The sequence below is a fragment of the Lentzea flava genome (assembly GCF_014648475.1).
GTDB classification, from domain to species: Bacteria; Actinomycetota; Actinomycetes; order Mycobacteriales; family Pseudonocardiaceae; genus Lentzea; species Lentzea flava.
Genome location: NZ_BMRE01000033.1, coordinates 65,896 through 88,443 on the forward strand (window position 1 = coordinate 65,896; position 22,548 = coordinate 88,443).

General features: G+C 69.5%; 22 protein-coding genes and 1 tRNA gene. 10 read left to right on the forward strand and 13 right to left on the reverse strand.

Going from position 1 to position 22,548, the window contains the following annotated elements; all coding sequences use genetic code 11:
* Window positions 1-62: 62 nt before the first annotated feature.
* The 7 genes from IEZ09_RS30105 to IEZ09_RS30135 all read right to left on the reverse strand — a co-directional run bounded on the left by IEZ09_RS30105 (window position 63) and on the right by IEZ09_RS30135 (window position 5,480).
* Window positions 63-695 (reverse strand): DUF4383 domain-containing protein, encoded by a 633-nt coding sequence (locus IEZ09_RS30105; protein WP_189257173.1) that lies wholly within the window; start codon window positions 693-695, stop codon window positions 63-65.
* A 36-nt stretch (window positions 696-731) separates the two neighbouring features.
* Window positions 732-1,034 (reverse strand): hypothetical protein, encoded by a 303-nt coding sequence (locus IEZ09_RS30110; protein WP_189257174.1) that lies wholly within the window; start codon window positions 1,032-1,034, stop codon window positions 732-734.
* A gap of 95 nt (window positions 1,035-1,129) precedes the next feature.
* Complete coding sequence (locus IEZ09_RS30115) at window positions 1,130-1,561, reverse strand: hypothetical protein (protein ID WP_189257175.1); 432 nt, start codon at window positions 1,559-1,561, stop codon at window positions 1,130-1,132.
* 78 nt (window positions 1,562-1,639) lie between these two features.
* Window positions 1,640-3,103, reverse strand: a complete 1,464-nt coding sequence (locus IEZ09_RS30120; RefSeq protein ID WP_189257176.1) for a LuxR C-terminal-related transcriptional regulator — start codon at window positions 3,101-3,103, stop codon at window positions 1,640-1,642.
* A 27-nt stretch (window positions 3,104-3,130) separates the two neighbouring features.
* The gene (locus IEZ09_RS30125) at window positions 3,131-3,796 is read right to left on the reverse strand and encodes an SAM-dependent methyltransferase (RefSeq protein WP_189257177.1); all 666 of its coding nucleotides are present in this window, start codon (window positions 3,794-3,796) and stop codon (window positions 3,131-3,133) included.
* A gap of 108 nt (window positions 3,797-3,904) precedes the next feature.
* A tRNA-Glu gene (locus IEZ09_RS30130) sits at window positions 3,905-3,976 on the reverse strand.
* Between the two features lie 145 nt (window positions 3,977-4,121).
* Window positions 4,122-5,480 (reverse strand): PucR family transcriptional regulator, encoded by a 1,359-nt coding sequence (locus IEZ09_RS30135; RefSeq protein WP_189257178.1) that lies wholly within the window; start codon window positions 5,478-5,480, stop codon window positions 4,122-4,124.
* A gap of 82 nt (window positions 5,481-5,562) precedes the next feature.
* Here IEZ09_RS30135 and IEZ09_RS30140 point away from each other — a divergent pair, with 82 nt between their 5' ends.
* The 5 genes from IEZ09_RS30140 to IEZ09_RS30160 are packed head-to-tail and all read left to right on the forward strand — an operon-like array spanning window position 5,563 to window position 11,595.
* Window positions 5,563-6,981, forward strand: a complete 1,419-nt coding sequence (locus tag IEZ09_RS30140; protein ID WP_189257179.1) for a sodium:solute symporter family protein — start codon at window positions 5,563-5,565, stop codon at window positions 6,979-6,981.
* On the forward strand, window positions 6,978-7,916 hold the full coding sequence (gene speB / locus IEZ09_RS30145) for an agmatinase (protein ID WP_189257180.1): 939 nt from the start codon (window positions 6,978-6,980) through the stop codon (window positions 7,914-7,916). The genes IEZ09_RS30140 and speB overlap by 4 nt, the downstream gene beginning before the upstream one ends.
* Window positions 7,913-9,529 carry a thiamine pyrophosphate-binding protein gene (locus tag IEZ09_RS30150; RefSeq protein WP_189257181.1) on the forward strand — a complete coding sequence of 539 codons (1,617 nt, stop codon included), beginning with the start codon at window positions 7,913-7,915 and terminating at the stop codon, window positions 9,527-9,529. Before speB ends, IEZ09_RS30150 begins: the two co-directional genes overlap by 4 nt.
* The gene (locus IEZ09_RS30155) at window positions 9,526-10,950 is read left to right on the forward strand and encodes an aminobutyraldehyde dehydrogenase (RefSeq protein ID WP_229813079.1); all 1,425 of its coding nucleotides are present in this window, start codon (window positions 9,526-9,528) and stop codon (window positions 10,948-10,950) included. Before IEZ09_RS30150 ends, IEZ09_RS30155 begins: the two co-directional genes overlap by 4 nt.
* A 9-nt stretch (window positions 10,951-10,959) precedes the next feature.
* Window positions 10,960-11,595: a tetratricopeptide repeat protein gene (locus tag IEZ09_RS30160; protein WP_189257182.1), complete on the forward strand. Its 636-nt coding sequence runs from the start codon at window positions 10,960-10,962 to the stop codon at window positions 11,593-11,595.
* Between the two features lie 2 nt (window positions 11,596-11,597).
* On the opposite strand, the gene IEZ09_RS30165 is transcribed toward IEZ09_RS30160, so the two are convergent.
* Window positions 11,598-13,415 carry a penicillin acylase family protein gene (locus IEZ09_RS30165; protein ID WP_189257183.1) on the reverse strand — a complete coding sequence of 606 codons (1,818 nt, stop codon included), beginning with the start codon at window positions 13,413-13,415 and terminating at the stop codon, window positions 11,598-11,600.
* A 257-nt stretch (window positions 13,416-13,672) separates the two neighbouring features.
* Here IEZ09_RS30165 and IEZ09_RS30170 point away from each other — a divergent pair, with 257 nt between their 5' ends.
* A complete protein-coding gene (locus tag IEZ09_RS30170; RefSeq protein ID WP_189257184.1) occupies window positions 13,673-14,617 on the forward strand; it encodes a zinc-binding dehydrogenase in 945 nt (314 codons plus the stop codon).
* A gap of 53 nt (window positions 14,618-14,670) precedes the next feature.
* Here the strand turns inward: IEZ09_RS30170 and IEZ09_RS30175 are convergent, their stop codons facing one another.
* The 4 genes from IEZ09_RS30175 to IEZ09_RS30190 all read right to left on the reverse strand — a co-directional run bounded on the left by IEZ09_RS30175 (window position 14,671) and on the right by IEZ09_RS30190 (window position 17,526).
* The gene (locus IEZ09_RS30175) at window positions 14,671-15,375 is read right to left on the reverse strand and encodes an anti-sigma factor family protein (RefSeq protein ID WP_189257185.1); all 705 of its coding nucleotides are present in this window, start codon (window positions 15,373-15,375) and stop codon (window positions 14,671-14,673) included.
* Window positions 15,372-15,923: a sigma-70 family RNA polymerase sigma factor gene (locus IEZ09_RS30180; RefSeq protein WP_109637237.1), complete on the reverse strand. Its 552-nt coding sequence runs from the start codon at window positions 15,921-15,923 to the stop codon at window positions 15,372-15,374. The genes IEZ09_RS30175 and IEZ09_RS30180 overlap by 4 nt, the downstream gene beginning before the upstream one ends.
* 121 nt (window positions 15,924-16,044) lie before the next feature.
* The gene (locus IEZ09_RS30185; protein ID WP_229813080.1) at window positions 16,045-16,983 is read right to left on the reverse strand and encodes a DUF1996 domain-containing protein; all 939 of its coding nucleotides are present in this window, start codon (window positions 16,981-16,983) and stop codon (window positions 16,045-16,047) included.
* 48 nt (window positions 16,984-17,031) lie between these two features.
* On the reverse strand, window positions 17,032-17,526 hold the full coding sequence (locus IEZ09_RS30190; protein WP_189257186.1) for a hypothetical protein: 495 nt from the start codon (window positions 17,524-17,526) through the stop codon (window positions 17,032-17,034).
* Window positions 17,527-17,772: 246 nt separating this feature from the next.
* On the opposite strand from IEZ09_RS30190, the gene IEZ09_RS30195 reads away from it, so the two are divergent.
* From IEZ09_RS30195 to araD, 3 genes are read left to right on the forward strand one after another with little or no spacing between them, the layout of a single operon-like run.
* Window positions 17,773-18,435: a GntR family transcriptional regulator gene (locus IEZ09_RS30195; RefSeq protein WP_229813081.1), complete on the forward strand. Its 663-nt coding sequence runs from the start codon at window positions 17,773-17,775 to the stop codon at window positions 18,433-18,435.
* Window positions 18,422-19,327: a dihydrodipicolinate synthase family protein gene (locus IEZ09_RS30200; protein WP_189257187.1), complete on the forward strand. Its 906-nt coding sequence runs from the start codon at window positions 18,422-18,424 to the stop codon at window positions 19,325-19,327. Before IEZ09_RS30195 ends, IEZ09_RS30200 begins: the two co-directional genes overlap by 14 nt.
* Window positions 19,324-21,030 carry an L-arabinonate dehydratase gene (gene araD / locus IEZ09_RS30205; RefSeq protein WP_370467758.1) on the forward strand — a complete coding sequence of 569 codons (1,707 nt, stop codon included), beginning with the start codon at window positions 19,324-19,326 and terminating at the stop codon, window positions 21,028-21,030. The genes IEZ09_RS30200 and araD overlap by 4 nt, the downstream gene beginning before the upstream one ends.
* Here the strand turns inward: araD and IEZ09_RS30210 are convergent.
* Entirely contained in the window at window positions 20,992-21,873 is an 882-nt protein-coding gene (locus IEZ09_RS30210) for an alpha/beta hydrolase family protein (protein WP_189257189.1), read from the reverse strand. The genes araD and IEZ09_RS30210 overlap by 39 nt on opposite strands.
* A gap of 98 nt (window positions 21,874-21,971) precedes the next feature.
* Between IEZ09_RS30210 and IEZ09_RS30215 the strand changes: the two genes are divergently transcribed.
* Window positions 21,972-22,547 (forward strand): TetR/AcrR family transcriptional regulator, encoded by a 576-nt coding sequence (locus tag IEZ09_RS30215; RefSeq protein ID WP_229813082.1) that lies wholly within the window; start codon window positions 21,972-21,974, stop codon window positions 22,545-22,547.
* Window position 22,548 lies beyond the last annotated feature (1 nt).

Below are 22,548 nucleotides of genomic sequence, written 5' to 3' on the forward strand. Positions count from 1 at the left end.
CGAAACAGACGCGCCGTGAGAGCCGCATGTGGGCTCTCCCGGCGCGTCCGTTCGGTGCAGGGTCAGTGCTTGATCTTGTCCTTGCTCACGCGGTCGGTCTTGGGGTCGACCACGGCCTGCTCCTTGGTGACGGGTTCCCGTTCCCTCGGGCTGACGGTCGGGTCCATCTCCTCGATGCGCGGTTCGCGGTCCGGTTCGTCACGAACGCCCCGGAACGCGGCCGAGCGCTGCTGGGGCAGCTCCGGCTCCTCTTCCTCCTCGATCACCTTGCGGCGCGCGGGCAGCACCGCGAGCAGCAGGCCGAAGAGCGCGAGGCCGAGGTACAGCCAGTTGTCGTTCGTGTTGAGCGCCAACGGGTTGCCGAACTGCGACGCCGGGTTCCTCGCGAGGATGCCGGTGATCATCAGGCCCCACACGAAGATCGCGGCGCAGCCGACGAACATCAGCCACCCGTACAGCCGGGCGAGGCCCGACCCGAGAGCCATGAGCAGACCGAGCACGCCGGCGGCCACGAGCACCAGGTTGTGCAGCGGGTTCACCGAGAACCCGAGCACGAACGAGTGGGTGGCCCAGTCGCCGACCCCGGTGCGGGAAAAGCCCACGACGCCGAACACGATGAACGCGATGCCGGCCAGTGCGGCCAGCACCTGCACCGGTTGCAGACCGGCGACCTTGACAGTGACGCGGTGGGTCATGACGCCCTCCAGGCTCCGTACTTGTCGCCAGGACGGCTACCCTGCGTTGACCTCCGTCAAACCGTCCGCCGACACGTCCGGCATGCCGGTGCGGGCCACGACGACGTTGCGCTTGCCGATGTGCACCACGCGGGCCCTCGCGGGGTTCACGAGCACGGTGATCTCGGCGTTCTGCTCGTTGTACGCGCGGACCTCGACCTGCGTGCCGCGTGCGGCGGCGGTGCGCAGGGCCGCGGCGAGCGTGTCCAGGTTCCACGGCTTGACGAGCCGGAACTGGAACTCGTCGACGTTCAGCACGGCCCAGAGTTCGGTGTCGGTGGGTGGATCGGTCGGGTTCATGGGCAGTCGGTCTCCTCACAGGTGGGCTCCGGGCGCCGCGCCCACCGCTCGGCGCCCGGAATTCTCGTCACGGCAGTTGGATCAGGGCAGCTGGATCACGGCAGCTGGGTCACGACGTACGAGACCCGGTAGAACGCACCGGCTCCGGACACGTCGCGCTGCACCGAGGCGGCGCGGCACGGCACGCGGAACGAGCCGATGACGGTGTCGGCCAGCGCGTCGTCCTCGACGACGGACACGACGACGAAACCGCCGGGCGCGATGAACTCCGTGATCTCGTCGGCGTTCCCGAGCTCGGTGGCCTCTCTCGTCTGACCTTCGGTGAAGGTGCGCGTGCCGGTTCTCTCGTCACCGACCCGCAGGTAGATCTCGTCCGTGGGCGTCTCCTGCAGGTCCAGTGCACGCACTTCGGTGATGCGCAGCTCGCACCCACCGGCCATGGCGGCCTGTGCGTGCGACGTTCCCGCGAAACCGGCGGTGATTCCGCCGGCAAGGGACAACACGGCTGCGACTCGCCTGAGGTTCATCTCGTTCTCCTTCAGCAGGGTTTCCGTTGCCCCTCAAGGAGAACTCATGCACGTCCACTCGCACATCTGTCGCATTACCTAGGTTTGGTCGCGAGCTATGCGCGCCGCCTCCGACCTGTTGCTCGCGCCGAGCTTCGCCAGCACGTGCGAGACGTGCAGCCCCACCGTCCGCACGCTCAGCACCAGCTCCTCGGCGATTTCCTTGTTGGTACGGCCCCATCCCAGCAGTTCCAGCACGTCGCGTTCGCGCGGCGTCAACGTCCCGATCCGCGGCTTGTCCTTGTGCAACAACGGGATGCGCTGCCTGCGCGCCTGCCGGTCGATCATCTTGACCAACGGCAGCGCCTCCAGGCGGCGTGCGGTGCGGTCGGCGTGACGCAACGCTTCCGGTTCGCCACAACGGGTTCGCGCGTAGGCGGCCTGGTACGGCATCTTCAGGCGATCCCACTCCACCGCGATCTCGTCCCACGAGTCGCGGCCGGCCTCGGCGAAGGCGAGCCTGCGCCACACCTCGTCCTCCGGCCCCTGCGGCGCAGGGATCCTGGCCAGCAGCTCCTGCTCCGTCGCTTCCGGATCATCGAGCTTGGTCACCCTGCCACCCGCTGACTGCAGGTCGCGCGCCGCACCGAGACCCGCCGCGCAGAGCCGCAGGACCTCGCCGCCGGTCAACGCCGCCGGCAGGTCCGCGACGGTCTCGCGGCACAGCTCGACGGCGGCCCGGAACCGGCCTTTCGCCCTGGCCGCAACAGCTCTGGTGTAGGCGGCCTGGGCGGAGAACAGCGCGTCGGGGCCCTCGATGACCTTCTCGGCCTGTTCGATCAGGTCGTCCGGATCCCGCCCGCGCAACGCCATCGCCTCGGCCTTGCACAGCATGATCCGCGCGGCCTTGTTGCCGGGGACGGCGTCCGGAACGTCCAGCGCGTCCAGCTCCTGCCAGCGCCCGAGCGCGAGCAGACTGGTCGAGAGGTTGTAGCGGATCACCGCGCTGAACGTCGGCGCGAGACCTTGGATCCCCAGGCGTGTCAACGCTTCCTTGCCGATGCGCGCGCTGCGTTCGTGCTGTCCCGAACTGCCCAGCACGAACGTCAGGTTCCCCACGGCCCTGGTGAGCTCACGGATGCTGCCGCTGCGGTGCGCGGCGGTGCGAGCGTCCTCCAGCGTGGCGGTGCCGCGTTCCACATCGCCGAGGAACGCCTCGCAGACACCCTTGACGCTCAACGCGTACGCGCGTATCTCGTCGTCGTCGGTGTCGACCGCCGCAAGCTTCGCGACGGCGTGGGAGTACTCGCCCTGCGACATCAGCCAGCTGGCTTCGGCGACGGCGATGCGCGCGACCATCTCACCCGTGGCCAATCCCTTGGCCTCCAGCAGGGTTTCGTGCGCCGCGGCCCGGTCGCCCATCACGAACTGGCAGTCCCACAACAGGTACAGCACCTCGCACCGGTCGCCGGCGCCCAGCAGCGCCTTGCGCAGCTCCAGGGCGGCGTCCTGCGGCCTTCCCTCCCACCGCAACGCCTTCGCTCGTTCAAGCGCATCCCGCACGTTCCCTTAGGAGGTGCGACGGGACGTCTAGATACGACCCGGCTTGCGCCCGATGCCCGCGTACGCGCCCGGAACGACGCACGGCGCCTCGATCGACAGCCCTTCCATGAGCTGCTCGACCGGAGCCGGATGCGACACCACCAGGAACCCTCCCGCCGGCAGCGCGTGCCGGTACCGGCGCACCACCCGCCCTGGCCCGGTGGCGTCGTCGACGTATCTCAGGACGTCGACCATCAACACCGCGTAGGGCTCGCGGAGGTCGAGATGGGACACCACGCCCGGATGCCTCAGCACCTGCTCGGGACGGCGCAGGTCGGCCTCGATCGCGCACGCCCGCGGCTCACCCCGCAGCAGCCCGCGCGCGAACGCCACGGTCACCGGGTCGGAGTCCACGTAGACGACGCGGGCGTCCGGCAACGTCTGGTGCGTCGCACCGCACGTCGGGATGCCCGCACCGAGGTCGAGGAACTGCCGCACGCCCGCCGCCCAGCAGTGGCGGACGGCGTGCCGGAGGAACACCCGGTGCGCTCGCGTCACGAGCGGCAGCTCCGGGTCGATCCGGACTGCCTGCTTGGCGAACGCCCGGTCGGCGGCGTAGTTGTGCGCGCCGCCCAGGTAGAAGTCGTGGATCCGTGCGGCGTTCGGCCGACGTACGTCGACCTCGTAGCGTGCGAAGGCGGGGACCGCAGCCATTCGCAGAGCGTAACTGGCGCCTAGACCATTCGGGCGAAGTTTTGGAAAGATTCTTTGGGCCCGTCTGAGGCGAGCGGGCCCGGTCCACCCCACAGAGACCGGGCCACGTAGCGCGTACGGGGATCGAACCCGTGTTTCCGGATTGAGAGTCCAGCGTCCTGACCACTAGACGAACACGCCAGGAACGAGCATTGGTACACAAATGCTCGAAAGTAATTAGAAGAAAGAGTACCAGCAGGTCACAGCTTCGAGGGCGCTCCGGCCCATTCATCTGCAGCAATCATGGAACAATGATGACCGAGGGGCCGCGCACGTCGCAAAGGAATTAATCGAGCCACGTCAGCGCGAGCCACAGCGAGGCCCGCGCGTCGGCCGTACCAAGATCACGACCGAGCAGACGTTCGACGTGTGAGATTCGGTGCCGAACGCTGTTGCGGTGCACGCCGAGCACCGCCGCCGCCCGGTCCCAGCTGCCGTGCTGCCCCAGCCAGACCCGCAGGGTCTCGACCAGCTCGGGGCGGCCCAGGAGGGCGGCCAGCTCGCGGCGGGCGAAGGCGCGGGCCGCGACGGGGTCGACGAGGGAGGACAGGTCGGAGGCCGGGAGGGCCGGGGCGCCGGTGGCTTTGGCGCGGGCCAGCAACGCTGTCGCCTCAGCTGCCGCATCCTCGACCGCGGAGATGGGGGCGGGGGCGGAGGCGGGTTCGGCGAATGGTGACGAGACCCCGACCGGGCCGGAAACCTCGAAGGCCGCGGGCACCAGCGCCAGAAACCCGTCCCCCTCCTTCGACACCAGCGGCCCGTATCTCTGCGCCAGCACGTCGTAGTCCGCCCGCGACTCCCCCGCCACCACCCGGTAGGGCCCCGGCCCGAGCACGCCCGTCACGTCAGCCACCTGCGAGCGCAACAACGCCGACGCCGCGACCCGAGCGATCTGGCCGCGTTCGCTCTCCACGTCCCGGCGCAGCAGGCCGAGCAACGCGAGCGCGACCGCGACGACGGCCCGTTCGGCTGGCGAGAGCGCGGTGTCGCGGCGCACCACGAGGACCGCGGACTCGACCGGGTCGAGCGTCACGTGGTCCTCACCCACTTGGGTCGAAGCCGAACGAGGTCCGGTGCCCGACGCAACGCGTGCCACGAGAGAGGCGAGCTCGTCAGGCGCGGAGGTGGGGTCGACGAGATCGGCGCGGCAGTTCAGGACGACGGCGAGCGTGGTCAACACCGACTCGACGGGACGGACGCGGGTCGCCGCGCGGGTCAGAGCGCGCTGGCTGTCCGCGAGCATCCGCTGCTCCCGCACGGCGATCTCCGCCAGCAGCGCGCCGAGGGCCTGCGACACCGCGAGGAACGGCGTCGACGGCGGCACCTCCAGCAACGGCATCCCCTGCGCCGCACAGGCTTCCACCAGTGACGACGGCACCGTCGGGAACTCCGGCTCGACGCCGAACCCGATCGCGGAGACGCCCTTGGACACCAGTCCGGCGACGTACGCGGGCACGTCGGACGGGAACCGCACGCCTGCCGTGAGCAGCAGCTCCTCACCGACCAGGTAGGGCGACGGGTCCGCCAGCTCGGACACGTGCGCCCAGCGGATCGGCCGGTCCAGCGCGTCGGTTCCACACAGGACGGTCAGCCCGAGATCGACTCGCGCGACGAGATCCCGCAGTGGGACGGTTTGCACAACCATGGTCGGACGATTGTGCAGAACAACCACTTACCTGCGCCAGTGGCCGTTCCTACTGTGACCTGCAACCCAAGGAGGTCCAACAGTGGCTCTCGACTACGCGGTGATCGCCGCCTACGTGCTCGGCATGATCGGCATGGGCTGGTGGGGCATGCGCCGCGCCACCAGCAAGAGCGAGTACCTGGTCGCTGGACGCAGGCTCGGTTTCGGCATGTACTCCGGCACCATGTCGGCCGTCGTGCTCGGCGGCGCGTCGACCATCGGCGGTGTCGGGCTCGGCTACAAGTTCGGCATCTCCGGCGCCTGGATGGTGTTCGCGATCGGCCTCGGCATCCTGCTGCTGTCGGCGTTGTTCGCGCGCAGGATCGTCCGGCTCAAGGTCTACACCGTCTCGCAGATGCTCGATCTGCGGTACGGCGGCAACTCGTCGACGGTGTCCGGCGCGGTGATGTGGGCGTACACGCTGATGCTGACCGTCACGTCGACGATCGCCTACTCGACCATCTTCAACGTCCTCTTCGGACTGCCCAAGTCCGTCGGCGTGATCATCGGCGGCAGCATCGTGGTGCTGTACAGCGTTCTCGGCGGCATGTGGTCGATCACGCTGACCGACATCGTGCAGTTCGTCGTGAAGACCATCGGCATCCTGTTCCTGCTGCTGCCGATCTCGCTCTACGCGGCGGGCGGCATCGACGGCATCCAGGCTCGGCTCAACGACCCGGCGATGTTCGACGTCGGCAACATCGGCACCAGCACGATCATCACGTTCCTGCTGATCTACGTGTTCGGCCTGCTGATCGGCCAGGACATCTGGCAGCGCGTGTTCACCGCGAAGTCGCCGCAGGTCGCGACCTGGGGCGGGATCACCTCCGGCCTGTACTGCCTCGTCTACGCGGTCGCCGGCGCGTTGATCGGCACGGCGGGCAAGGCGCTGTACCCGGACATCGCCAACAAGGACGAGGCGTTCGCGACGATCGTGGAAGGCCTGCTGCCGACCGGTGTGCGCGGGCTCGTGCTCGCCGCCGCCCTGGCCGCGATGATGTCGACGTCCTCCGGCGCTCTGATCGCGTGCGCGACCGTTGCCGCCAACGACATCTGGAAGCGCAAGACCGACGTCCACTCCAACCGGATGTTCACGCTGGTGCTCGGCGTGATCGCGATCGGCATCGCGGTGGCGTTGAACGACGTCGTGGCCGCGCTGACGGTGGCCTACAACATCCTCGTCGGCGGGCTGCTGGTCGCGATCATCGGCGGGCTGGTGTGGAAGCGCGGCACGAGGGTCGGCGCGATGGCGTCCATGGCGGTCGGTGCGCTGACGGCGATCGCGTTCATGGTGATCGACGGCGTGCTGGCCGACTCCCCGATCTACTACAGCCTGGGCGCGTCCCTCGTGACCTACGTGGTGGTGAGCCTGGCGACGCCGCCGACCTCGGCCGAGGTGCTGGCGGCGTGGGACCGCCGGGTGGCAGGGCAGGCGGAAGAAGAGGAACTGGTGAACGCATGATCGGCCCCGTCGACTCCTCCCGGGTCCCGCGCTACGCGGGACCGGCGACCTTCGCCCGGCTGCCGCGCCTCGACCAGGTGGCGCACGCGGACGTCGCGGTGGTGGGAGTCCCGTTCGACACCGGAGTCTCCTACCGGCCGGGAGCGCGGTTCGCGCCCTCGGCCGTGCGGGAGGCGTCCCGGTTGCTGCGGCCCTACAACCCCGGTCTGGACGTGTCGCCGTTCGAACGCGTCCAGGTCGCGGACGGCGGGGACGTCGCGGTGAACCCGTTCCACATCGGCGAGGCGATCGAGACGATCGAACAGGCCGCCTCCCAGCTGCAGGCCGACGGGACGAAGCTGGTGACGATCGGCGGTGACCACACGATCGCGCTGCCGTTGCTGCGGGCGGTGTCGCGGATCCACGGGCCGGTGGCGCTGCTGCACTTCGACGCGCACCTCGACACGTGGGACACGTACTTCGGCGAGCCGTACACGCACGGGACGCCGTTCCGGCGCGCGGTCGAGGACGGGATCCTCGACACCGAGGCGATCTCGCACGTCGGCACGCGGGGACCGTTGTACGGCAAGAAGGATCTCGAGGACGACCGGCGGCTCGGGTTCGGCATCGTGACGTCGTCGGACGTGATGCGGCGCGGGGTCGACGAGACCGTCGACGCGTTGCGGCAGCGGATCGGGTCACGGCCGTTGTACGTGTCGATCGACATCGACGTGCTGGATCCGGCACACGCGCCGGGGACCGGGACGCCTGAGGCCGGTGGGATGACCTCGCGGGAGCTGCTGGAGATCGTTCGCGGGCTGCGGGGGCTGAACCTGGTGGGGGCGGACGTCGTCGAGGTGGCGCCTGCCTACGACCACGCGGACATCACGTCGGTGGCGGCGTCCCACCTCGCGTACGACCTGGTGAGCCTGCTGGCGCTCAAGGAGGGGCTGTGAGCGAGCGCAACGGCGGTGACGTCGTCGTCGAGACGCTCGAAGCGCTCGGCGCCCACACCGTGTTCGGCATCCCCGGCCAGCACGCCCTCGGCCTGTTCGACGCCCTGCGCCGCTCCGAACTCCGGTACGTCGGCTCGCGGACCGAGGTCAACGCCGCCTTCGCCGCCGACGGCCACGCGCGGATCACCGGGTCGGTGACGCCGTTGCTCGTGTCGACCGGGCCCGGCGCGCTGCAAACCCTGGCGGGACTGCAGGAATCCGCCGCCGCGTCGGCGCCGGTGCTGGGGATCTCGTCGCAGATCCCGTCCGCCGGGCTGGGCGGGGTGCGCGGCGGGTACCTGCACGAGCTCACCGACCAGCTCGCGTCGTTCCGGGACGTGGTGAAGCACGCTCGGGTCGTGCGGCACGCGTCGCAGATCCCGTCGGCGCTGGCCGAGGCGTGGGAGATCGCGCTGACCGCGCCGTTCGGGCCGGTGTGGGTGGAGATTCCGCAGGACGTGCTGCTCGGGCCCGCTTCCGTGCCGCCGGTGACGTCGGTGTCGTGGTCCGTGCGGGAACTGCACCCGCGGCCGGAGCTGGTCGCGGAGGCCGTCCGGTTGCTGGACGGAGCTTCCCGGCCGGTGATCTTGGCCGGTGGTGGTGCGCTGCGCGCCTCGGACGAGTTGCTGGAGCTGGCGGAGAAGCTGCGGGCGCCGGTCGTGACGACGTTCGGCGGCAAGGGCAACTTCCCGTGGGACCACCCGCTTTCCGCGCAGTCGTGGCTGGAGGACTGGCACACCACGGAGTTCCTCGCGTCCGCCGACGTGCTGCTCGTCGTCGGGTCCGGGCTGGGCGAGCTGTCGAGCAACTACCGGACGTTCCGGCCGTGCGGTTCGGTGATCCAGATCGAGGCCGACCTGGGCAAGCTGGAGTCGAACTACCCGGCGCTCGGCATCCACGCCGACGCGCGGCACGCGTTGCGCGCCTTGACTTCCGGTGTGACCGCACGTCCTGCGGACGGTGTCGCCGAGGCGCGCGTCTCCCGGTTGCTGGAGCTCGTGCGGACGCGGCTCTCCGAGCAGGAACTGGAGCTGGAGCAGCAGGTTCTGGCGGCGCTGCGGTCGGCGGTTCCGGACGGCACGCCGACCTGCTGGGACATGACGATCCTCGCCTACTGGGCCTGGTCGGCGTGGGATCCGCGCGGTGGCGCGCAGTTCTCCGCCCAGGGCGCCGGCGGGCTGGGTTACGGCTTCCCTGCCGCGCTCGGCGTCGCGGCGGCCGTGGACGGTCCGGTGCTGGCGGTGTCGGGTGACGGCGGCGCGATGTACGGGATCTCGGAGCTCGCCGTTGCCGCCCAGCACAGGTCGCGGGTGGTGTGGCTGATCGTCGACGACGGCGGCTACGGCATCCTGCGCGAGTACATGACCGACGCGTTCGGCCAGGCCACCGCGACCGAGCTGGCCAGGCCCGACTTCGTGGCGCTCGCCGAGGCGTTCGGGGTGCCCGCCACCCGCAGCACGCCGGAGTCGCTGCGCGAAGATCTGGTCAAGGCGTTCGCCGGGGACGGTCCGCACGTGGTGGTGCTGCCCGCGGTGTTGCGCATGTTCGCCCCCACGCACCTGGAGCACCCGTGATCGTCGCGAACTTCATCAACGGCACGTCGGCACCCGCCACCGACGCCACCACCGGCCTCCCGGTCGAGCGGAGGACGGAGACGAGTCCGCTCGTCGACCCGGCGACCGGCGCCGAGTTCGGGCGGGCCGTCGTGTCGCGGGAGATCGAGGTCAACTCCGCCGTCGCGGCGGCGGCGGAGGCGTTCAAGACGTGGTCTCGCACCACCCCCGGTGAACGGCAGCTGGCTCTGCTCAAGCTCGCGGACCTGGTGGAGGCCACGGCCGCCGAGATCGCCGACGCCGAGATCCGGGAGACCGGCAAGATCCGCTCGGTCGTGCTCGGCGAGGAGATTCCGCAGTGCGTGGACCAGATCCGGTTCTTCGCCGGTGCCGCCCGCGCCCTGGGCACCGCCGCCGCGGGCGAGTACCTCCCCGGCGCCACCTCGTACCAGCGCCGTGAGCCGGTGGGTGTGATCGCGCAGATCACGCCGTGGAACTACCCGCTGATGATGGCCGTGTGGAAGATCGCCCCGGCGCTGGCCGCGGGCAACACCGTGGTGCTCAAGCCCGCCGACACCACGCCGTCGTCGAGCGTGCTGCTGGCCGCGCTGGCTGCCCGAGTGCTGCCCGCTGGCGTGTTCAACGTCGTGCTCGGCGACCGCGACACCGGCCGCCTGCTGGTCGAGCACCCCGTGCCCGCGATGGTGTCCCTGACCGGGTCCACCCGTGCCGGCGTCGAGGTGGCCCGCAGCGCCGCCGCGACCGTCAAGCGCACGCACCTCGAACTCGGTGGCAACGCACCGGTTCTGGTGTTCGACGACGTCGACGTGGCTTCCGCCGCCGAGGGAATCGTGGGCGCGGCCTACTACAACGCTGGCCAGGACTGCACGGCCGCCACCCGCGTCCTGGTGCACGCTGGCGTGCACGACGAGTTCGTCGCGGCACTGGTGAAGGCGGCGTCGGCGCAGGTACCCGGCACCGACTTCGGTCCGCTGAACAGCCAGGCGCAGCTGGACCGCGTGCTCGGCCTGCTCTCACGTTCCTCCGGGACCATCCACTGTGGAGGAAAGCAGCACGGATCGGCCGGGTTCTACCTGGAACCCACGGTGATCTCCGGGCTCGCGCAGGACGACGAGCTGGTGCAGGAGGAAGCGTTCGCGCCGGTGATCACCGTGCAGTCGTTCAGCTCCGACGACGAGGCGATCGAGCTGGCCAACGGTGTGCCGCAAGGACTCGCGTCGTCGATCTGGACCCGTGACACGAGCCGAGCCGCGGCGCTGACGGCACGGCTCGACTTCGGCATCGTGTGGGTCAACACCCACGGGCTCGTGGCGTCCGAGATGCCGCACGGCGGGTTCGGGGCGTCCGGGTACGGCAAGGACCTCTCGATGCACGGGCTCGAGGACTACACGCGCGTCAAGCACGTGATGATCGCGCACTAGAGTGCGGCGGTGACGACGAACAGTCTGGCCGAACGGGCCAAGGAACTCTACGAGCAGGCCGTGTTCGGCGGTGACCCGGAGGCGCTCACCCAGGCCGACCGCGAGCTGGACGCCGTCGAAGCCGATCTCGCGCTAGCCCGCGGCCGTGTCCTGCACGCTCGGTTTCTCCAGGACCGCCAGGAGGATCCGCGGGAGCTCCCGCTCTTCGAGCAGGCGGCCGAGCTGTACCGCCGGCTCGGCGACGCCCGCGGCGAAGCCGAGGCGCTGTTCTGGATCGGTTGCTACCACCAGGTCGTGAGGGACGGCGACGAGGCGGGTGTGCCGTTCCTGGAACGCTCCTACGAGCTGGCCACCGCGTCAGGTGACGATCTGACGAGGTCCTACGCCGTGCGGCACCTGGGTTTCGCGGACCTGGCCAAGGGCGACAGGGCGTCCGGGCGCCGCAAGCTGGAGGAGTCCGTGGAACTGCGCAGGAAGATCGGTTTCCAGGCCGGCGTCGCGGCCGGACTGCTCGCGCTCGCCCAGGTGGCTGCGGAGAGCGGTGACCGCGACGCCGAGCTGGCACTGCTCGACGAAGCCGAGAAGACCGCCAGGGACTGCGGGGCCCACGGCATTCTGCAGTGGGTCGAGCGCTCACGAACCTGACTTCAGCGGCAAAGAGCCCCCTTCTGCCACTTCTTGGCCGAGTAGAGGTCGGGGCGAGCGGGCGCCATCAGCGTGTACGCGGTCGGGCACGCCTTGTCCGTGTACTCGACGGCGAAGATGAAGCTCGACCCGTCGCTGACCTCCTGGCGTTCCCAGTCCATGTTGATCAGGTTGTAGACGCCGGACGCTCCCGGCCCGCCGTGCAGCGGGATCTTCCTGCCGTTGCGCACGACGTACTGGACCTCCCCGAGCGGCTGGCGGATCTTCGGCCCGAGCTCGGCCACCGCCTTGTCGAACGCCTCCGGGGTGCCGCCCGTGGCGAACCACCGGTCGAACAGCAGCGCCCCCACGCTGCCGATCTCGTTGCGGCGGTCCCACTTCCGCAGGATCTCGCACTCCGGACGGGTGCACGGCATGCTGTCGAGGTACTTCTCGGCCGCCGTGTTCCTGTTCTCCAGCACCAGTTTCCGCATGGTGTCCGCGTCGTAGCGGCCGAGGTGCCGAGGGATCTCCTTCAACCCGAACTCGGTGCGCAGGTTCATGATCTTCTCGTCGCCGAACGCCCGCGGGAATCCGGTGAGCGGCTTGTCCGCCCGCACGAACGCGTGCGAGGAGTTGGAGTTCGTCGCGTACGTGTCGCTCTCGATCCACGGCATCTTGTCCACGGGCAGCAACCCCGGCTTGCACGCCGAGCGCGTGCCGTCGACGATCGCGACGCTGGTGCGGCTGAGGAACTCCTGGTCCACCACGCAGTCGTCGGCCACGTCCGGCACGACCTGGATGCCCGCGTAGAGCGTCCTGCCGCGCCGGTCCGCCGCGATGATGTTGGTGCGCACCGTGCCGCCGTGCCGGTCGAGGCTCGCCTTGAGATCGGCCGTGGTCCGCGCCTCCAGGAACCCCGCCGCCGCGTTCACCGCCGCGAGCCGGTCCGCTGCGCCGTCGGTGATGGCGTAGGCGACCTCGTCGGTCCACGGCAGCGGCGTCATTTCATGGCCCGTGAGGTGCGGGTTCGTGCGGAGGAGCGTGGTGACCGGGCCGTAGCGGGTGTCCCAGTGGGTGCCGCGGTCGATCATCCGCTCCGGCCGTCCGTCGACCAGGTAGGTGTGCTTGTCGACCAGTTTCAGCTTCGCCACCGAGTAGCTCACCGCCGTGGACACGGTGGCCGACCACGCCACGCCGCGGTTGTAGCCGTTGAACACGAACGGCATGCCGAGCAGCGTCACGCCGTCGACGTCCACCTTGCCCGGAATGGTCAACCGCGAGTGCCAGAACGAGATCTCGCCGTTCCACGGCACGTGCGGGTTGCCCAGCAGCACTCCTCGACCTCCGCTGGTACCCCTCGAACCAACGGCGATCGAGTTGCTCCCCCGCTCCTTGACCTGTTTCGGCAGCGACGGCCAGACGCCCGCGTGCGCCCGGAAGATCCCCTCGTTGAACGCCGCGTGGTTGAACCGGTAGAGCTCTGCCTCGGTGATCGGCCTGTTGCACCTGGGATGTGTTGCGGCGTACCGGTTGTAGCCCCGCACGTACCCGGCGACCAGGTCACGGACCTGCTGGGTCGGCCCGACGGGCGGCGGCTGGGCGACGATCCGCTCGACCACCTGCCTCTTCTCGAGGTCCCGGAACTGCGGATCGGCGGCGTAGCCGGTGAACATCCCGGCGAGCTCGCACAGGTGCGCCTTGGCCTGCCCGAACCCGATGCCGTCCCCCAGGTCGCGGTAGTTGGACGCGACGACGTGCGGCACCTGCTCGGGGGCCGCCGACACCGCCACGGGCGCCGACGTGACCAGGAGCAGGCTCGCGATGACGGTTTTCAGCACGACTGTGTTTTTAGCACACTCGTGTCATTAACCGCCACCGACTTCGGTTCAGTCCTCGACGCTGTGTTCCAGGGGACCCCTCGCCTGCACCGCGTAGCCCTCGCCAGTGGTTGCCGAGATGCTCTCGCGTCGCCGCCTCGACCGCGGGATTCGAGGTGTGGCCGGCGACCTGCTCGTCTCTGCGGTCAGCGTGTTCGTCCCCGCGTCGCGAAACGGCTGTTGACCTCCAGTTAAGTCGAGCTCATAGCGTTGGCCGCATGTTCGCGATTCGGCAGTACGAGTTCGGTCCGGCGGAGAACCTGCGCTACGAAGAGGTTCCCGACCCGGAGCCCGCCCAGGGCCAGGTCCGCGTGACGGTGGCCGCGGCCGGCGTCCACCTCGTCGACACGACCATCCGCAAGGGTGCGTTCGGCCCCGTCGACTTCCCCATGACGCCGGGCAGGGAGGTCGCCGGCATCGTCACGGCGCTCGGCGACGGCGTCTCGCCCGAGTGGCTGGGCCGCCGGGTCGTCGCGCACCTCGGCCAGGCCAACGGCGGTTACGCGGAGCTGGCGGTCGCGAAAGTCGAGGCGCTGCACGCCGTTCCGGACGACGTGTCGTTCGAGGCGGCGGTGGCGATGATCGGTACCGGGCGCACCGTCGTCGGGGTTCTCGACGCCGCGAAGCTCACCGCGGACGACGTGGTGCTGGTGACGTCGGCGGCGGGTGGCATGGGTGCGTTGTTCGTGCAGGAGGCGCGCAACGTCGGCGCGCGGGTGGTCGGGCTGGCCAGCGGCGAGAAGCTCGACCACGTGATGAACAACGGCGCGGACGCCGCCATCGACTACACCCGGCCGGGGTGGGCGGACGGGCTCAAGGACATGACCGTCGTGCTCGACGGCGTCGGTGGCGAGGTCGGGGAAACCGCGTTGAAGACGCTCGGCGTCGGCGGCCGGCAGATCATCTACGGCTGGGCGTCGGGGACGATGACGCCGATCAGCACGGCGGCGTTGTTCACCAACAGCCTCACGGCCACGGTCGCGCTCGGGCCGGGCCTGATGCGGCGCGGGCTCCGTGCGCTGGAGGACGAGTCGATGGCAGGGCTCGCGAGCGGGCGGTTCGTGCCGCTGGTCAACCCGCCGTTCGCGCTGAAGGACGCCGCCAAGGCGCACGAGGCGCTGGAATCCCGTGCGACGGTCGGGAAAGTCGTGCTCAAGCCGTGACGAGGCAGAGGGGCCGCCCGTATCGGACGGCCCCTCCTTTTCTCACCCCTCGGTCAGGCCTGAACGGGCACCTCGACGAACTTCTTGCCCGCGAAGTTCTCCACGACGACGGACTTGACGTCGTTGGGTGCGACGAGCGCGGAGCCGTCCAGGTTCGTGCCCTCGGCGGCGCCCTTCTTGGACACCACCCAGGAACCAGCCTCCTGGCGGCTGCCATCCTTCGCCACGACGAAGATCCGGCACTTCTCGCCTTCGGGGATGCCGCTGATCGCCATGTTCGTGCGCACCCAGCCCGCGGCGGGAACGACCTTGACGGTCATCGACGCCTTGGTCACCGGGTCGGTGAAGGTGGCGAGCTTGGTGCCGGACGGATCCGGTGCCACGGTCTGCGAGGGGGCAGCCGTGACGTCCGGCGAGGTCGCCTTGCCGACGAAGACGCCGGCACCCAGCACCAGGGCGGCCACGACGGCTGCCGCGGCGCCCAACGCGAACTGGCGACGTCGCGCGACGCCGCCTCGTTCCGCACGCACCTGGCGGAGCGTGCGCTGCAACAACAGATCGCCGCCCTCCGGCGGCCCGTCGAGCATGGCCTCCGGCGGCACCTCGCCGAGGTAGGCCTCCATCGCGCGGAGGTCCTCGAGCTCACGCGTGCAGTCAGGGCAGGACGCCAGGTGCTCGTCCATCTCGCGCACCTCCTGCTCGTCCAGTGCTCCGAGAACGTAGGCACCGAGCAGCTGCGGGTCGTGCTGCGTGGTCATCCGGCCACCCCCTTCAGTGCGACCTGTTGACCGACGAACGTCTCCCTCAGGGCTCGCAACGCGTAATACGATCTTGATTTAACCGTGCCCGGTGGTACCCCGAGCGCTTCTGCCGCCTCCGTGACGCTGCGACCGCGGAAGTAGATCTCCATCAGCACGTCGCGGTGGTCGGAGGACAACCTGTCGAGCGCCTCCAGCACCACCACCGAATCGACGACCTGGTCGGCGTGGTCGCGCTCGATCGGTGGCGTCGCCGGTGACTCGGCCACCTCCTGCGGACGCGCCGCCTTGGCCCGCACGCGGTCGGTGACGATGTTGCGCGCCACGGTCAGCAACCATCCGCGCACCGATCCCTTGCCGTTCACGAGGGCGTCGGGGTGGCGCCATGCTCGGACGAGGGTCTCCTGGACCACGTCCTCGGCAGCCGCCCGGTCGCCGGTCAACCGCGTCGCGTACGCCAGCAGCGCCCGACCGTGCTCCTCGTAGAGCGATCGGATCAGTGCCTCGTCGGCCGCGGTCTCCCGTTTGCGGGAGAACAAAGCCGCCATCCACCCACTCCTCCCCGCCCGCGAACACCTCGTGCGGGCGTTCAAGTTCAAGACCTCAGCCGACACACGAACGAAAGCGGGCTTCGGTTCAAAGAGGTTTGAAGAAAAAGTTGAGGGGATGCTAGTGCCGTGATCGGTTCAGGCGCCCGACGAGGTCACTCATCTGCGCCTCCGGCATCACGTTGATGAACATCGCGTGATCGGTCGCCGGGTCGCGCAGCTCCTCGCGGAAGCTGTCGATGGCGAACGGGCGGCCCGCCGGCACGTCGTACCCCACGGTGACGCGCAGCCGCGGAATCGGGAAGGTCTTGGGCGGGCAGACACCGCCTGCCAGCGGGAACACCACGTGCGTGCGGTGGGAGGCGCTGTCGGTGTTGTTGCCGTCCCAGCAGCTGCCGAAGTCGAAGCTGCGCAGCGTGGTCGCGCTCCCACACAGCGGGTACCTCGTCGTGTACCGGCCGGGCCGGTCCGCGCAGCCCCACCTGGCCCGGACGTTCGGGCCGTAGTTGTTGGTGAACGCCGACGGGTCGCCGGTGATCATGCGCAGGAACCGCGGCATCGGCAGCACATCGCTCACCGGGCTGCCCTCGTACCGGATCTCCACGCTCTTGGGCTTCAGCACCTCGCCGGTGTTGCCGTGCAGTCCGCCACCGTCGGCGTGCACGTCGTGGCCCGTGCCGTCGGTCAGGCGCAGCACCGGCCAGTAGTAGGTCGAGCGGTCGTCCTTCTCGCACGTCGTGGGCGCGGCCGCGAGAGAGGCGTTGGTCGACGTCGCATCGGCCGACTCGTTGCCCACGTACTCGTGTGTGTGGTGTGCGCCGAACGGGACGCCGGGCGACACAACGGGGTTGTCGGCGTTGAGGTGCCTCTCCTCGTTCGTGCCGCACTGGATGACGACGCCGGGCCGCTCGGGCTCGTTCAGCACCTGCCCGAGTTCGCTCACGTACTGCTCAGCCGGTCGTTTGCCGCTGGACGCGCCGCAGAGCAGCGTTGCGGAGACCCCGATGACGATGGCCGCGACCGCCGCGACTGCGATGGTCGTCGGTTTGTTCGGGGCCACCGCTACAGCTTGCCAAGCCGATCACGAAGGCAACAAGGGCGCGTCTCACTAGCTCGCGGTGACCAGCGGCTGGCGGTGGTGGTCCACCACGCTGACCCCGGCCACGTCCCCCGCCCGCACCATCGCGGACCCGGCGAGGGTGACCTCGCCCTCGTGCGCTCGCCACGAACCCGCGGTGAAGGTTCGTCCGTCCTTCGTGTGCACGACCAGCCAGCAGGCTTCCCCGTCCTGCACGCCGTCGACGGTGGCGACCAGCCTCAGGCCGCCCTCGGTGTCGGTGACCCGCACGGCCAGGTGCGCTCCGGCCGGCGAGGTTCCCTGCAACGTCGGACCGCCGACCCCCATGCCCTGGCCCAGCCAGACGCCGCCGGCCAGCACGCCGGCGACCACGAAGGTCGAGGTCAGGGCCGTGATGCGCCCTCGGCGTCGCACGGCCTGGTGTCTCTCCTCGCGGACCGTGCCCAGCGTGCGCTGCAGCAGGTGGTCCGCGTTGCGCGGAGGGCCGTCGAGTGCGGCCTCCGGTGGCAGTTCTTCCATCAGCATGTGTCGATCTCGTTCAACTCGTTGGTGCCCAGGACGTTCGGTGCCATGCGCTGGCGGACGCGGCAATGGACACGGTTCACGCGGAACGACTCACCCATTTCTCCTTCTCCAGTCCCGCGCGGTTGCGGTGACCGACACCTTCAAAACGAGCGCCCGAGGAACTTGGTTCAACGCAGATACACGGACGTTGCTCAGCCCACACCAGACGCTTGACCTGGGCGTCTGGGAGCTCCTAGGGTCTCATATATGATGTATGACCGGGTGGAAGCGCCTCCCGCGTCGCGTACCGACTTCGTTCTGGAATCGATCAAAGAAGCGATTCTCAACGGAAAGCTGAAGCCCGGTCAGGCGCTCGTGGAAACAGATCTCGCGGCCGCGCTCAACGTCTCGAAGACGCCTGTGCGCGAGGCGCTCAAGACGCTCGCCGGGTCGGGGCTCGTCGTGATGAGCCCGTACAAGGGGGCCGCGGTCCGCACGGTCGACGCCGAGATGGCCGGATCCGTCTACGACGTGCGGATGCTGCTGGAGCCCGAGGCGTTGCGCCGCGCGATCCTGCTGGGCGCCTCGTTCGACGACGCCGCTGCCGCGCTGGAGGACGTCTCCGACCTGGCCCAAAAGAATCTTGCACAGCGGTCGCTCGCCAACCGCCGCTTCCACCGCGCCCTGTACGCCGGGTGCGGCAACCCGTTGATGATCCAGATCCTGGACGGTCTGCGCGACCAGGCCGCGCTGATCACCGTTGCCGGGTGGGGCATCTGCCCGACCTGGGACGACGAGGCCGCCGAGCACCGCGCGATCCTCGCCGCCGCCGTGCAGGGCAAGGACGACCTCGCCTGCGAACTCCTCCGCCGCCACATCCAGACCTTCGCCGACCGAGTAGTTGAGGAGCTTCCCGATGGCGTTCGATGACCTCTCCGAGCGGCTCGCGTCCGTCGTGGCGATCACCGTCACGCCGTTCGACGCCGACGGTGCGATCGACGAGAAGAACTACGCCGCGATCGTGGACCGGATGGTGGAGGGCGGCGTCTCGGTCGTCACGCCGAACGGCAACACGAGCGAGTTCTACACGTTGTCCGCCGCTGAGACCGAGCGCGCGCTTTCCATCACCGTGGACGCCGTTGGTGATCGTGCCGCGATCGTCGCCGGTGTCGGGCACGACCTGGAGACCGCCGTCGCCGCCGCCCGGTTCGCCGATCGGGCCGGCGCGAACGGGATCATGATCCACCAGCCGGTGCACCCGTACGTGTCGCTGGACGGGTGGGTCGACTACCACCGGGCGATCGCGTCGGCCGTGCCCGAGCTGAGCGTGATCCTCTACGTGCGGAACCCGCGGATCGGGGGCGCGCAGATCGCCGCGCTGGTGGACGCCTGTCCGAACGTCGTGGGCGTGAAGTACGCGGTGCCGGACCCGGTCCGGTTCGCCTCGGTGGCGCGGGACGCCGGGCTGGACCGGCTGACGTGGATCGCCGGGCTGGCCGAGCTGTCGGCGCCGGGCTACTTCGCCGTCGGGGCAACGGGATTCACCTCCGGCCTGGCGAACGTGGCGCCGCAGCTGTCGGTGCAGATGTTCCGGTGCCTGCGGGCAGGGGAGTTCGGCGCGGCGATGGAGTTCTGGGAGTTCATCCGCAGGTTCGAGGAGTTGCGGGCGGCGAACGAGTCGGCGAACAACGTGTCCGTGGTGAAGGAAGCGTTGGCACAGCTGGGGTTGTGCCGCCGGGACGTGCGGCCGCCCGCCAGCGTGTTGAGCGAGGCCGACCGGTCGGCCGTTGGTGTGCTGCTGAACTCGTGGAGCCTGCTGTGAAGCTGCGCAGCGCGGAGTGGTTCGAGGGCGAGGGATTGCGGGCGTTCTCGCACAACGCCCGCATGCGTCAGTTGGGCATGAATCCCGAGGAACACCTCGGCAAGCCCGTGATCGCGATCTTGAACACGTGGAGCGGCATCAACCCGTGCCACATGCACTTGCGCGAGCGGGCCAAGCAGGTCGAGCGCGGTGTCTGGGAGGCGGGCGGGTATCCGCTGGAGTTCCCGGTGTCGACGCTGTCGGAGACGTACCAGAAGCCGACACCCATGCTGTACCGGAACATGCTGTCGATGGAGACGGAGGAGATCCTCCGTTCGTACCCCGTCGACGGCGCGGTGCTGATGGGCGGGTGCGACAAGACCACGCCCGCGTTGCTGATGGGAGCCGCTTCCGCCGGTCTGCCCGCGGTGTTCGTGCCCGCCGGGCCGATGCTGCGCGGCCACTGGCGTGGCGAGAAGCTCGCGTCCGGCACCGACATGTGGCGGTTCTGGGACGAGAAACGGGCGGGAACGATCTCGTCGGCGGACTGGGCGGAGATCCAGTCCGGGCTGGCGCGCTCCCCCGGCACGTGCATGACGATGGGCACCGCCTCCACGATGACCGCCGCGGCGGAGGCGCTCGGGCTCACTTTGCCCGGTGCGTCGTCGATTCCGGCCGTCGACTCGGCCCACCACCGGATGGCCGCCGCGTCCGGCATGCGGGTCGTGGAGATGGTCCGCGAGGGGTTGACGATCTCCGACGTGCTGTCCGCGGAGGCCTACGAGGACGCCATCCGGACGGTGCTGGCGCTGGGCGGCTCGACGAACTCGTACATCCACCTCATCGCGATGGCCGGGCGGTCGCAGATTCCGTTGTCGCTGGACGACTTCGACCGGTTGTCGCGTGAGGTTCCGGTGCTGGCTTCGGTCCAGCCCGCGGGCGAGCACCTGATGGAGGACTTCTACTACGCGGGCGGGCTGCGCGGGTTGCTGTCGCGGTTGCGGGACTCGTTGCACCTCAAGCGGATCACGGTGACCGGGCGGACGTTCGGCGAGGAGCTGGAGGGTGCCGAGGTGTACGACTCCGCCGTGATCCGGCCGCTGGACGATCCGATCTCCGCCGAGGGCGGGCTGGCCGTGCTGCGCGGCAACCTGGCACCGGACGGCGCTGTGATCAAGTACGTGGCGGCTGATCCTTCGTTGTGGAAGCACACCGGGCCCGCCGTGGTTTTCCACGGGTACAAGGATTTGCAGGCACGGATCAACGACCCTTCGCTCGACGTGACGAGGGATTCGGTGATCGTGCTGGCCGGTGGAGGCCCCAAGGGCGGGCCCGGCATGCCGGAATACGGGATGCTGCCCATCCCGGACAAGCTCCTGAAGGAGGGCGTCCGTGACATGGTGCGCGTGTCAGACGCGCGGATGAGCGGAACTTCTTACGGCGCTTGCGTTCTGCACGTCGCACCGGAGGCGCACGTGGGTGGGCCGCTGGCGCTGGTGCGGGACGGCGACCTCGTGACGCTGGACGTCGAGGCGCGGGTGCTGCGCGTGGAGATCTCCGACGAGGAGATGGCACGGCGGAAAGCCGCGTGGATCGCGCCGCCGCCGAAGTTCGAACGCGGGTACGGCGCTTTGTACTACGAGCACATCACGCAGGCCAACGAGGGCTGCGACTTCGAGTTCCTGTCACGGACGGGAGTCAACCCGGAACCCAACGCCCACTGACGCCTCCCGCTGCCAGTCGGCCGTCCCGTGCAGCCGGCTGCGCAGGTAGGCCGTGGTGAGCCGCTGGACGGTCGCGACCCTCTCGGGGTTTTCGTCCGTGGTCTCGGCGACGTCGTACCCGGAGACGCCGCCGAGACCGTGCTCGCCGCCCTCCAGCACGAGAAGATCCTTCGGGCCAGGCGCCAGGTAGAACGGGTCCATGTGCCATTCCGGGCCGTTGACCGTGAGGTGTTCGGAGGCGTCCTTGTCGCCGGCGACCACGAGCGCGGGCGTGGTCATGTCGCTGAAGTCCGGCGTCAGCATGAACGCGTAGCTCTCCTTGACGACGTCGGTGAGCCCTTCGCCGCGGCCGGTGGAGCCGAGCAGCACGCCCGCCTTGATCCGCTCGTCCTTGAGGCTGACGCCCTCGGTCGTCATGCCCAGCAGCAGGCTCGCGGTGTGCCCGCCCATCGAGTGGCCCGCGACCGCGATCTTCGTGCGGTCGAGGCGGCCCTGCAGCTGCGGCACGGCCTTCTCGATCTCGTCGAGCCGGTCGATGATCGCCGACATGTCCTCGGCGCGCTGCTTCCAGAACATCGGCGCGCCGGGCGTGTCGGCGGGCAGGTTCAGGGTGCGGGAGCTCAGGTGCGTCGGCTGCAGGACGACGAAGCCCTGCTCCGCCCAGTGGTTCGCGAGCGGCGCGTAGCCGTTCAGCGAGGAGAGGTGGTTCGAGTAGCCCTGGCCGTGGGACAGCAGGATGATCGGCAACTCGCTGCCCTCGGTCGGCGCCGAGACCTTCAACTGCAGGTCAACGGGCCTTCCGGGGATGTCGAGCACGACAGGACTCACCGTGAAGACGGTCATCGGTTCCCCTTCGAGTAGTCTGTCGCCGTAAGTGGAGCGACGTTCCGGAACGATACGGAGCGCTGTTCCGCTTTGTCAACCGTCCGGGAAGGAGCGCTGTGCCACCACGCAAGCGGGCCGATGCCGTGCGCAACGAGCAGACGTTGCTCGCCGCCGCGGCCGAGGTGTTCGTCAGGTCCGGCGTCGACGCGCCCATTCGCGAGATCGCGGCCGAGGCGGGCGTCGGGATGGGGACGATCTACCGCCACTTCCCCACCCGTGCCGACCTCGTCGTCGCCGTGTACCGGCACCAGGTCGAGGCGTGTGCGGAGGCGGGACCGGCGTTGCTGTCCGAAGAGGACTCACCGCTGGCAGCGCTGCGGCGGTGGGTTGATCTGTTCGTGGACTTCCTGGTGACCAAGCACGGGCTGGCGAACGCGTTGCAGTCCGACAGCAGCGGCTTCGAGTCGTTGCACGCGTACTTCCTCGACCGGCTGGGACCGGTGTGCGGGGAGCTGCTCGACGCGGCGGTGCAGGCCGGCGAGATCCGGGAAGGGATTCAGCCGTACGAGCTGATGCGCGGGATCGGGAACCTGTGCATCGGACGGGGCGACGACCCGCGCTACGACCCGCGGCGGTTGATCACGCTGCTCCTGAACGGCCTGTCGGCCGGGGCTGGGCCGGGCGATCGATGAA

What these genes read in the sequence shown, in the direction of transcription:
- IEZ09_RS30190 (WP_189257186.1), bottom strand. Translation starts at nt 17,526, where the DNA reads ATGCTGATGGAAGAACTGCCACCGGAGGCCGCACTCGACGGCCCTCCG.
- IEZ09_RS30115 (WP_189257175.1), bottom strand. Translation starts at nt 1,561, where the DNA reads ATGAACCTCAGGCGAGTCGCAGCCGTGTTGTCCCTTGCCGGCGGAATC.
- IEZ09_RS30125 (WP_189257177.1), bottom strand. Translation starts at nt 3,796, where the DNA reads ATGGCTGCGGTCCCCGCCTTCGCACGCTACGAGGTCGACGTACGTCGG.
- IEZ09_RS30170 (WP_189257184.1), top strand. Translation starts at nt 13,673, where the DNA reads ATGTTCGCGATTCGGCAGTACGAGTTCGGTCCGGCGGAGAACCTGCGC.
- IEZ09_RS30180 (WP_109637237.1), bottom strand. Translation starts at nt 15,923, where the DNA reads ATGGCGGCTTTGTTCTCCCGCAAACGGGAGACCGCGGCCGACGAGGCA.
- IEZ09_RS30105 (WP_189257173.1), bottom strand. Translation starts at nt 695, where the DNA reads ATGACCCACCGCGTCACTGTCAAGGTCGCCGGTCTGCAACCGGTGCAG.
- IEZ09_RS30195 (WP_229813081.1), top strand. Translation starts at nt 17,773, where the DNA reads ATGATGTATGACCGGGTGGAAGCGCCTCCCGCGTCGCGTACCGACTTC.
- IEZ09_RS30110 (WP_189257174.1), bottom strand. Translation starts at nt 1,034, where the DNA reads ATGAACCCGACCGATCCACCCACCGACACCGAACTCTGGGCCGTGCTG.
- IEZ09_RS30175 (WP_189257185.1), bottom strand. Translation starts at nt 15,375, where the DNA reads ATGACCACGCAGCACGACCCGCAGCTGCTCGGTGCCTACGTTCTCGGA.
- IEZ09_RS30135 (WP_189257178.1), bottom strand. Translation starts at nt 5,480, where the DNA reads ATGGTTGTGCAAACCGTCCCACTGCGGGATCTCGTCGCGCGAGTCGAT.
- IEZ09_RS30210 (WP_189257189.1), bottom strand. Translation starts at nt 21,873, where the DNA reads ATGACCGTCTTCACGGTGAGTCCTGTCGTGCTCGACATCCCCGGAAGG.
- speB (WP_189257180.1), top strand. Translation starts at nt 6,978, where the DNA reads ATGATCGGCCCCGTCGACTCCTCCCGGGTCCCGCGCTACGCGGGACCG.
- IEZ09_RS30200 (WP_189257187.1), top strand. Translation starts at nt 18,422, where the DNA reads ATGGCGTTCGATGACCTCTCCGAGCGGCTCGCGTCCGTCGTGGCGATC.